The 8929-nt window shown below is 64.3% G+C and carries 11 protein-coding genes; 5 read left to right on the plus strand and 6 right to left on the minus strand.

The genetic code is table 11. The features are described from left to right. The first annotated feature begins 38 nt into the window (after nucleotides 1-38). From lgt to AC1D34_RS10250, 4 genes are all read left to right on the plus strand, one after another. Nucleotides 39-878 carry a prolipoprotein diacylglyceryl transferase gene (gene lgt / locus AC1D34_RS10235; RefSeq protein WP_476824164.1) on the plus strand — a complete coding sequence of 280 codons (840 nt, stop codon included), beginning with the start codon at nucleotides 39-41 and terminating at the stop codon, nucleotides 876-878. Continuing rightward, nucleotides 875-1969, plus strand: a complete 1095-nt coding sequence (locus AC1D34_RS10240) for a class I SAM-dependent methyltransferase (RefSeq protein ID WP_476824165.1) — start codon at nucleotides 875-877, stop codon at nucleotides 1967-1969. The genes lgt and AC1D34_RS10240 overlap by 4 nt, the downstream gene beginning before the upstream one ends. Nucleotides 1970-1989: 20 nt before the next feature. Next, nucleotides 1990-2763 carry a peptidoglycan editing factor PgeF gene (pgeF, locus tag AC1D34_RS10245; RefSeq protein WP_476824166.1) on the plus strand — a complete coding sequence of 258 codons (774 nt, stop codon included), beginning with the start codon at nucleotides 1990-1992 and terminating at the stop codon, nucleotides 2761-2763. Nucleotides 2764-2853: 90 nt separating this feature from the next. Next, complete coding sequence (locus AC1D34_RS10250) at nucleotides 2854-3141, plus strand: hypothetical protein (protein ID WP_069879647.1); 288 nt, start codon at nucleotides 2854-2856, stop codon at nucleotides 3139-3141. A 68-nt stretch (nucleotides 3142-3209) separates the two neighbouring features. Here the strand turns inward: AC1D34_RS10250 and AC1D34_RS10255 are convergent, their stop codons facing one another. After that, complete coding sequence (locus AC1D34_RS10255; protein ID WP_476824167.1) at nucleotides 3210-3956, minus strand: SDR family oxidoreductase; 747 nt, start codon at nucleotides 3954-3956, stop codon at nucleotides 3210-3212. Then, the gene (locus tag AC1D34_RS10260; RefSeq protein WP_476824168.1) at nucleotides 3949-4737 is read right to left on the minus strand and encodes a glycosyltransferase family 2 protein; all 789 of its coding nucleotides are present in this window, start codon (nucleotides 4735-4737) and stop codon (nucleotides 3949-3951) included. The genes AC1D34_RS10255 and AC1D34_RS10260 overlap by 8 nt, the downstream gene beginning before the upstream one ends. 375 nt (nucleotides 4738-5112) lie before the next feature. On the opposite strand from AC1D34_RS10260, the gene AC1D34_RS10265 reads away from it, so the two are divergent. Then, nucleotides 5113-5808, plus strand: a complete 696-nt coding sequence (locus tag AC1D34_RS10265; protein WP_441505204.1) for an outer membrane protein — start codon at nucleotides 5113-5115, stop codon at nucleotides 5806-5808. A 184-nt stretch (nucleotides 5809-5992) separates the two neighbouring features. Here AC1D34_RS10265 and AC1D34_RS10270 read toward each other — a convergent pair whose 3' ends face one another. From AC1D34_RS10270 to AC1D34_RS10285, 4 genes are read right to left on the minus strand one after another with little or no spacing between them, the layout of a single operon-like run. After that, on the minus strand, nucleotides 5993-6595 hold the full coding sequence (locus AC1D34_RS10270; RefSeq protein WP_476824169.1) for a glutathione S-transferase: 603 nt from the start codon (nucleotides 6593-6595) through the stop codon (nucleotides 5993-5995). Between the two features lie 29 nt (nucleotides 6596-6624). After that, nucleotides 6625-7476 (minus strand): 23S rRNA (adenine(2030)-N(6))-methyltransferase RlmJ, encoded by an 852-nt coding sequence (locus AC1D34_RS10275; protein WP_476824170.1) that lies wholly within the window; start codon nucleotides 7474-7476, stop codon nucleotides 6625-6627. 31 nt (nucleotides 7477-7507) lie between these two features. Continuing rightward, nucleotides 7508-8173 carry a ribonuclease T2 family protein gene (locus AC1D34_RS10280; protein ID WP_476824174.1) on the minus strand — a complete coding sequence of 222 codons (666 nt, stop codon included), beginning with the start codon at nucleotides 8171-8173 and terminating at the stop codon, nucleotides 7508-7510. Between the two features lie 15 nt (nucleotides 8174-8188). Then, entirely contained in the window at nucleotides 8189-8662 is a 474-nt protein-coding gene (locus AC1D34_RS10285; RefSeq protein WP_476824171.1) for a hypothetical protein, read from the minus strand. Between the last annotated feature and the right edge of the window lie 267 nt (nucleotides 8663-8929).

The following is an 8929-nucleotide window of genomic DNA, read 5'->3' on the forward strand; positions in this document are numbered from 1 at the left end:
TGAGCGAGACTGTGACCTCCGCCACCGGACCCTTGCCCATGCCCGTATTCGCCATCCCTTTCCCGGTGATCGACCCGGTCGCGCTGCAACTCGGACCGCTGTCGGTCAAATGGTATGGCCTCGCCTATGTCGTGGGGCTGATCGGCGGCTGGTGGTATGCACGCCGGTTGGTCTCGACGCCAACGCTATGGGGGAGCTGGAAGCACCCCGCGGCAGAAGAGCTCGACGACATGCTGCTCTGGGTGGCGCTCGGCGTGGTGCTCGGCGGCCGCATCGGCTTCGTGCTGTTCTACGACCTTGAGCGCTATCTCGCCCGGCCGCAGGATATCATCGCGATCTGGCAGGGCGGCATGTCCTTCCATGGCGGGTTGCTGGGGGCGGCGACGGCGCTGTTCCTGTTTGCGCGCCGGCGGGGGCACCCGGCGCTGAGCGTCTTCGATCTCGCCGCCGCCGTCGTTCCGATCGGGCTTTTCCTCGGGCGCATCGCCAATTTCATCAATGCCGAGCTCTGGGGCCGGCCGGCACCGGGATTGCCCTTCGCCATGGTCTTTCCCAATGCCGGGCCGTTGCCGCGCCATCCGAGCCAGCTCTATGAGGCGCTGGGGGAGGGGATCCTGCTCTTCATCCTGCTCGCGCTCGTCGTCCGGGCTGGCGGCTTCAAGCGACCCGGCCTCGTCGCGGGTGTCTTCGGCATGGGTTATGCGGTCGCGCGCATCGTCTGCGAGTTCTTCCGCGAGCCCGATCCGCAGCTCGGCTTCCTGTTCGGCGGAAGTGTCGATGCGCTGAGCGGGGGCATCACCATGGGCATGCTGTTGTCCGTGCCGCTCTTCTTCGCCGGGCTCTATCTGGCGCTGCGCGCCAGACGGGCTGGCGCGTGAATGCGCTCAAGGCGGAGATCATCCGCCTGATCCAGGACGAGGGCCCGCTCAGCGTCTCGCGCTATATGGCGCTCTGCCTCGGCCATCCCCGTCACGGCTACTACATGACCCGCGACCCTTTCGGTGCCGAGGGAGACTTCACGACGGCGCCCGAGATCAGCCAGATGTTCGGGGAACTGATCGGGCTGTGGGCTGGTGCGGTCTGGCGGATGATGGGCGAGCCTGCGAGCCTGCGCCTCGTCGAGCTTGGACCGGGCCGTGGCACGTTGATGGCCGATGTGCTGCGGGCCTCGCGGATCGTTCCGGGTTTCCGAGAGGCGGTCTCCGTGCATCTCATCGAGATGAGCCCCGTGCTGCGGGAAGCCCAGGCTCGGACCTTGGCCTCCGCGACCGAGCCGGTCTGGCACGACAGCATCGGGACTGCGCTGGAGGGGCCGACGATCCTCCTCGCCAACGAGTTCCTCGACGCGCTGCCGCTCGATCAATTCGTGCGCGTCGGAGATGGCTGGCGCGAACGTCTGGTCGGAATCAATGCCGCAAGCGAGCTGGCATTCGGGCTCGCCCATGCGCCGGAGCCTGCACTCGGGATTGCCGCCCCGGAGGGAAGCATCTTCGAACAGCCGACCGCCGCGCTTGATGTCGTGACGATGGTGGGCTGCCATCTCGCCGAGCAAGGCGGCGCTGCGCTGTTCATCGACTACGGTTCCGAGCGTTCAGGCTTCGGAGATACGCTTCAGGCGGTCCATCGGCATCGAATGGTTGATCCGCTTGCCGATACCGGTGAGGCCGACCTCACGGTTCATGTCGATTTCGAACGGATGGCGCAGGCTGCGTGGCGGGCCGGCGCTGCGGCGCATGGACCGGCGATGCAGCGCGATTTCCTGCTGGCGCTGGGGCTGGCGGAACGTGCACAGGTGCTCTGCGGCAGAGCACGGCCGGAGCAGGCGGAGGCGATCCAGGCGGCTTTCGCACGGCTCACCGCTATTGGCGCGACCGAGATGGGTGAATTGTTCAAGGTTCTGGCATTATCGGATTCACGACTGCCGCTGCTGCCCGGATTTGACCTTCATCAGATGCCAGAGCAGGACTGACGCCTGAGCCGGAACCCGCCATGTTCATCATTTCGCCCGATCTTTCCGCCGAACACGGCATTGCGCATGCCTTCTTCACCCGCGAGGGCGGTGTATCCTCGGGCATCTACGCCTCGCTCAATGGCGGCCTCGGCTCGGACGACGACAAGGCGCATGTTACCGAGAACCGGGCGCGGATGGCGGCTCACCTCGAGATCGAGCCCACGCATCTCGTCAGTGTGCACCAGGTCCATTCCCCGGATGCCGCGCTCGTCACCGGCCCGTGGCTCGGGGAGAAGCCGAAGGCCGATGCCATGGTGACCACGGCTCACGGCGTGGCGCTCGGCGTTTCCACCGCTGATTGTGGACCCATCCTCTTCGCCGATAGCGAGGCGGGGGTTATCGGCGCCGCCCATTCCGGCTGGAAGGGGGCATTCACGGGGATTGTCGGCGCGACTGTGACCGCGATGGAGAAGCTCGGCGCGCRTCGCGAACGCATCCTGGCGGTGCTTGGGCCAACGATCAGCGCCAAGGCTTATGAGGTCGGGCCGGAATTCATCGAGCGCTTCAAGTCGGAGAATGCGACCTATGCGCGCTTCTTCCACGCCTCGGAGCATCCTGCGCGCGCCATGTTCGATCTGCCTGCCTTCATCGCTTTCAAGGCACAGGAGGCCGGCATTGGCCGCTTCATCGACCTCGGCCTGTGCACCTACGGCGATGAGCAGCGCTTCTTCAGCTATCGCCGCACGACGCATCGGCAGGAGCCGGATTACGGCCGGCTGATCTCGGCGATCACGTTGACGCGACCGAAATAGGCCGGCTTTCGGCCGGTTCAATCTCAGGTTGCTTCGAGAAACGGGCGGAGTCATCCTCCCAAAGCCATGCATCATGGCTTTGGGGGTCTCATGGAACAGCTTCTGATCAACCTCGTCGCAGGCGCGCTGGGTGGCAATGCTGCGGGTAAAGCCTCGTCCAGCTTCGATCTCGGAACTCTCGGAAACACCATCGCCGGTCTGGTCGGCGGCGGCGTTCTTGGCCAGTTGGTACCCATCGTGTTGCCAGCCATCACGGCGGCGGCGGCGGGCGGCAATCTCAGTGTCGGCGGTATCCTGTCGAACCTGATCGCTGGCGGCGCCGGCGGTGCGATCCTGACCGCCATCATCGGCGCGATCAAGAACAAGGCCGCAGCCTGAGTTTCATCGTGCCGGTTTGACAGGCCAGGCCGCCTTCGGCTCATCGTCTCGCAGACGACGGCGCGCCGTCAGGTCACGATATCAGGGGTTCGCCAGGCCAGATGCTGGCCGTTGTCGACGGCGATCATTTGCCCCGTGACCGATCGGGCGCGGGCGAGATAGAGCACTGCCCCGGCGATATCCGCCGGGTCGACCTTCCTTTGCAGCAGCGATCCCGCGGCCTCGCGCGCGAGCAAGGCCTCGCCGTCCTGCGGATTCGGAAAGGTCGGCCCTGGCCCGACGGCGTTCACGCGAATCCGCGGCGCGAGTGCCTGCGCCATCGTGGTCGTTGCCGTGAGAAGCGCCGATTTGGTCAAGGTATAGGAGTAATACTCCGGGGTCGGCTTCCAGACCCGCTGATCGATAATGTTGACGATGCAGCCTTCTCGATCCGCGGGGAGATGGTTGGCCATCGCGCCGGTGAGCACAGAGGGCGCGCGCAGATTGGTCGAGAACTGCCGGTTCCAGGTCGGCACGTCGATCGTGCGGATGTCATCGACCAGAAAACTGGAGGCGCTGTTGACCAGCAGGGTCACCGGCCCAAGCGCAGCTTCGGCGGCCGGAATGATGGTGTCGACCGCCGCGGGATCGGCCAGGTCGGCAGCGACGGTGATTGCCTTGCCGCCCCGACCGCGCACGTCCGCTGCGAGCGCTTCGGCCTCGACGTGCGATGTGCGGTAGTGGATCGCAATCGCGTAGCCCGCATCCGCAAGGTGCTCGACGATGGCGCGTCCGATCCGGCGTGCTCCACCGGTGACGAGCGCAACCTCAGCCATTGCGTGCATCTTTATCGGAGTGACGCTTGAGGCGTCGTTCCCAATGTTTCGCTGCGCGCAAATAGCGGTAGAAGGCGTAGTTCATCGCGGTCATGAAGCCATAGACGCCGCGCAGGGCGTGACGCCGGCCAATATAGGCCTTGACGAAATTGGCCGGGAACTCGGCGACCAGCCGGAAGACCGAAAGGGTTTCGCCGCGCTTGTCGAGATCGTCGGCCTGTGCGTCGCTGTAGTTATTCAATTTCGCCATCTGCTCGCCGAGAGAACGCACGGAGTAATGATGAACCGTGCCCTTCAGCCTGCCGATGCGGGCATCTGGAGAGAGATCGACACGGTCGTGAACCGGCGAAGGCGAGTAGCGTCCCTTGTCCTTTCGGTAGAGCCGAACCGGCGACAAGGCATAGGTGAAACGATGCGGCGCGCGCTCGCCAGGGAATATCTCGGCGATGCGCGTCTTGTAGGCATCCGCAGGCGGATCGCCATGAGCGAAGAGCGCTGCAATCTCGACGGCCATCTCCCTGGGCACGACTTCGTCGGCATCCAGATTGAGGAGCCAGTTATAGCGGCACTGGTCTTCCCCGAAGCGCTTTTGCTGCCCGTAACCCGGCCACGCATTGAAGATCACGCGGGCACCGCATTGCTCGGCGATTGTCTGCGTACCATCGGTCGAGCCTGAATCGATCACGACGATGTCATCGCTCAGCTCTCGCACGGCGTCGATGGTACGGCCGATTCTGTCGGCTTCATCCCGAGCAATAATGAATATAGAAAGCGGCGGCACCGGCCTGGTCCATTCCGTGGATTGTGCTGCAAGGCTTAAGCACGCGAGCCCGGAACGAGCAAGCGAAGGACCGTGACAGATTGTGGCCGCATTTTGTTTGGAACCTTAGGATATGTCGCGCGTTCCCTGCTTGCTTCCACTATATGGTCAACGCGTTGTTAGTATTCGGTTTACCATTCACAGTGGCTTAATAATAATTAACGCGTGTTGAACAATTGGTCTTAGTCATCCCCATTCGTGCCGCATTTCTGCCGCGGTCTGCAATGTACCTGTGCTTTAGCCGCAACAGACATCGACGCYGGCGCGGGCTATAAAGGCGTCATCGACATCACCGCCGGGCCACGCCGGCACCAGCGACGACTAAAGGAGTCTAAAATGAAGAAGTACCTGCTTACGAGCGTCGCGGCCCTCGGCCTCGTCGTTGCCGGCGCCGCCTCTGCTGCCGACCTGCCGTCCCGCAAGGGCCCGGTTGCCGCCCCGATCTATCTGCCGCCAGTGTTCACCTGGACCGGCTTCTACGTCGGCGTCAACGCTGGCTATGCTTGGGGCCAGATCGACTCGACCACGGGCGCTTTCACCAACAACCTCGGCAACTTCAGCGATCCCGATGGCTTCACCGGTGGTGGCCAGATCGGCTACAACTATCAGATCGGCCAGTGGGTCCTCGGCGCTGAAGCCGATTTCCAGGGCGCTGACCTGAAGTCGACCTCCGTCAACCTGGCTAACAGCCTCCGCGCCTCGACCGAGGTCAACTGGTTCGGCACCGTTCGTGGCCGCGTCGGTTACTCCTTCGACCGGTTCCTGCCGTATGTCACCGGCGGTTTCGCTTACGGCAGCGTGAAGAACAAGGTCTCCAACGGCGTGTTCGCTGGCAGCAACGACAACACCCAGTACGGCTGGACCGTCGGTGCTGGTCTTGAGTACGCCTTCACCAACAACCTGACGGCGAAGCTTGAGTATCTCTATGTCGACCTCGACAAGGAGTCGTTCAACGTTCCCGGCGGCACCTTCACCTCGAACGTCGAGACCAAGTTCTCGGTCGTCCGCGCTGGCCTGAACTACAAGTTCTAGTCCGATCCCCTCACGGGGCTCAGAATGAACCCGGTGGCTTCGGCCACCGGGTTTTTTGTTGTGCGAGACAAGATCACCGGACCGGATGTCGTATCCAGTCCGATGATCTAACCCTTTGTCTTTGCATCGGCTTTCCCGAAAATCGCAATCCCCTTTTCGGGCCGATGCTTTAGCTCGGAGCCGGTCAGCCCTTGAATCGGGTGGTTTCGAAGGAGGGCACCTTCGCCGCGAAATCGTCGAGCCAGGCGACCAGCTTGGGGTGAGCTGCCCGCCACGTTCCGTCGAAGCGCAGATCGAGATAGCCCAGCGCGCAGGCCAGTGCGATTTCACCGATGCGGGGTTTGCAGGACCAGGCTGGCGGCGCTGCCTCGAGCGCGGCAAGCCCCCGCGTGACCTTTCCAGCCTGATTCTMGACCCAGGCCGCATTGCGGGTCTCGGGCGTCCTGAACCGGCCTTCATAGACCTGAAGCAGGGCCGCATCACAGATGCCGTCTGCCAGCGCTTGCAGGCGCAACTGCGCAAAGCGCGCTTCGCCTGACGGAATCAGGCCGCCACCGGCGAGATGGTCGAGATACTCGGCGATGACGCGGGAATCGAACAGTGCGGAGCCGTCCTCGAGCACCAGCGCCGGAATCTTGCCGAGCGGGTTCTGGGCGCGCAACGTGTCCTTGGGATCGGTGGTATCCGCCGCGACGATCTCGATGCGGCCCAGGAGATCGAGCTCATGGGCGGCAATTTTGACCTTGCGGCCGAAGGGGGAGGCTGGGGAGGTGCGCAAGGTCAGCATCGGTCATATTCCGGTCAGTTCTGGTGATGTCAGCCGTCCGGGCGGATCGGCTCGCAACGGTAGCGCGGCCGCGGGCCTTGCGCGAGGCGTTCGCACAATGCCGGCAACAGGAGGAGAGCTTCCTCTGCCAGTTTCCAGGGCGGATTAACCACAAGCAGACCGGTGGCCCCAAGACCTCCCGCGGCTTCGGGGCGATCGACATCGATCTCGAGCCTGAGCAGGCGACCGATGCCGGCATCCTCGATCGCATTCACGAGGCCGTCGGCGGCCCGGCGCTCCTTGACCGGATACCAGAGCGCGTAGATGCCGGTCGGCCATTTGCGGTGCGCGGCGATGAACTCGGCAGCCATCGTCGCGAACTCGTCCTTCTCCTCGAAGGGTGGGTCGATCAGCACGAGTCCGCGTCGTTCCTTCGGCGGGACATTGGCGCGCAGCGCCGTCCAGCCGTCGATCGCCAGCGCCTTGCAGCGCGAATCGCGACCGAGTGTCGTGGCGAGCTTCTTGTAAGTGGTTGGATGCAGTTCGGCGGCGATAAGCCGGTCCTCCGCCCGCATGGCGTGTCGGCAGAGCCAGGGCGAGCCGGGATAGCTGCCGGCGCCATGGTTTTCCCGTGCGACCGCGACAGCTTCGCGCCACGGAGCCAGCAACGCCTCCACGCTGGAGGCGAGTGGCGACTGGTCGAGCCGAGCCACGCCGTCCTTCCATTCATGCGTGCGCAGCGCTTCCTCTGAGCCGAGATCGTAACGGCCGGCACCGGCATGGGTGTCGATGACGCGATAGGGCGTATCCTTGGCGCCGAGATGAGTCAGGATGCGCATCAGCACGACATGCTTGAGGATGTCGGCGAAATTTCCGGCGTGGAAGCTGTGATGATAATTCATGAAGCGGTCTTAGCCGCCTCGCAGCGCTCTGTCAGCGTTGAGCCTTCACGGTGATGTCGCGAGTGCGGCAGCCGGAGCGGTCGACCTCCTGGCAGGTGCGGAAATTGCGCAGGTCCTTGCTGAAGCAGATCCGGACCTCCTGCAGCACGCCGCGTTTGCAGGCGATCGACATCATGTCGCTGCGCAGGCCCGGATTGGCAGCGGCGAAGGCGCGCTCGAGATCGATCGCGCTCCAGTTTTGATCGCGATCCGCCTTCTGCAGCGGCGGAGGAATCGCGACCTTCTGGCGGGCGCGCCGGACATCCGAAAAATAGTCGTTCGGGCTCGAGCCCGAACAGGTGCCGTGCTTGCGCCATTCATAGCGGGCGAGCCCCTCGGACGGGAACAGGCCGTCGGCCTGGTCGAGGGCGATGCGAGACGGCGTGCGGCCGGCCGGTCCGCAATCGGTGGGGTAGCCGCGCTCGTTCTGCGGCCAGAGGCCATGCACGACGAAGCCGAGATTGTCGCCGCTCTCGCATTGCTCGCGGGCGCGCCCGCGTCCACCGTCCAGTTCGCAGAAGCCCGGCGACCATGACAGGGCGAGAACGTAGAAGTCGAAATCACCGGGAACGCCGCCGCGGCCGTATTGCCCCTGCGCTTGTGCGCTAGGAGCCATAAGGCCAAGCAGCGCCAGCATCGACAACCAGGCGCGCGGCAGTCTCACAGCCGGAGGTTACTTTTCGGGGCCGGGCCGGGCCATCTGGCAATTGGGCGCGTAGGAAAGACCCCGATCGAGGCCGTTGACGCACCAGTTGACGTTCCAGGTCAAGCCGAAGAGGCCGAGATTCTCGCGCACGGAGTAGTCGATGCGGTGCAGCGAGCCGTCATTCAACGCGATCCGCCCGGTGCAGAAGCGGCGCGGGATGAAATCGTCGCCCCAGGGTCGGAAGCCGATGGGTCGGATGCGATCATAGGCGACCGCCTGCAGCGGCCCCCAGAATTTGGCCTCTCGCGAATTGAACCAGCTTGTGATCTCGCTGAGGACGGCGGGATCCTCGCAGGCCGGCAGGTTGCCATACATCGGAATGATGCGTGCCTCGGCCCGATCCGCCGGGTCGACATAGCGGCGGCTCGTGGCCTCGACGCTGACGGTCGCAGCAAGGCAGGTCGCTGCGACGAGGGTGGTCTTCAGCAGGGCGCGGCGCATAGGGGCAAGCCTCGTGCAGGCTGGGTGAATCTGATGCCGCACGATGACGTTCGGACGGGGGAGGGTCAAGGTGATTGGCGCCAGTGAAGGGAAACCGGGCCGCGACTGTGTCATTTTCGATCCGGCTGCGTAGAGCGCGTTGCTGCTCAGAAGGAGGCCTCCAGCATCGCGACATAATCGGCGGCAGCCGCCGCGCGCGGGTTGCTTGCCGTGGAGTGATCCTTGACCGCAGCTTCGGCGATGGCCGGAACGACACTGCGTGGGACG

This window comes from Allobosea sp. P1_A7 (assembly GCF_056406775.1).